We start from the raw sequence: 693 nt of genomic DNA on the forward strand, positions 1-693 counted from the left end.
GCACGCGTTCTTTTCCCTGAGCGTGGGCGTCGGCTCGATCATGATCTACGGCGCCTACATGCCGAAGAGCTCGTCGATTTCGGGGACGGTCGTCGGCGTAGCATTGCTCGATACCTTCGTTTCCCTGGTGGCCGGCCTGGCATTGTTTCCGATTGTTTTCGCGGCAGGCCTGAATCCGAGCGAAGGGCCTGGGTTGATGTTCGTCAGCCTGCCGTTTGCCTTCGGTAACGTGGCATTCGGCCAATTGATGGGCGTGGTGTTCTTCGTGTTGGTGGCGGTGGCGGCCTGGAGTTCGGCGATCTCCCTGCTTGAGCCGATGGTGGCCTACCTGGTCGAGCGCACTAAAGTGAGTCGTGCCTGGGTTACCTTCTGGTTGGCTTTCAGTTGCTGGTTTGTCGGCCTGGGGACGGTTTTTTCCTTCAATATCTGGAAGGAGGCCAAGTTCTTCGTGAACGAAGGCGGGGTGTTCCACCTCTACCAATGGGGAGCAACCGGCGGTCTCGACTTCTTTGGCGTGATCGATTTCTTCACCTCGCGACTCATGTTGCCGCTTGGCGGTTTGTGTTTCGTGGTGTTTGCGGGCTGGATCATGGGGCGTGAAGCGGTGCGCGACGAGCTGTCGATCCGCAACCCTGCGCTGTTTGGCCTGTCCTTGTTCTTGATGCGCTATGTGGCGCCCATCGGCATTCTTGT

At 58.6% G+C, this 693-nt stretch carries 1 pseudogene; it reads left to right on the forward strand.

From position 1 onward, the window contains the following. Positions 1-693 (forward strand): annotated as a pseudogene (locus E6R62_RS37855) (hypothetical protein); the annotation flags it as partial.

The sequence above is a fragment of the Streptomyces sp. A1136 genome, from assembly GCF_004795055.1.
GTDB lineage: Bacteria > Actinomycetota > Actinomycetes > Streptomycetales > Streptomycetaceae > Streptomyces.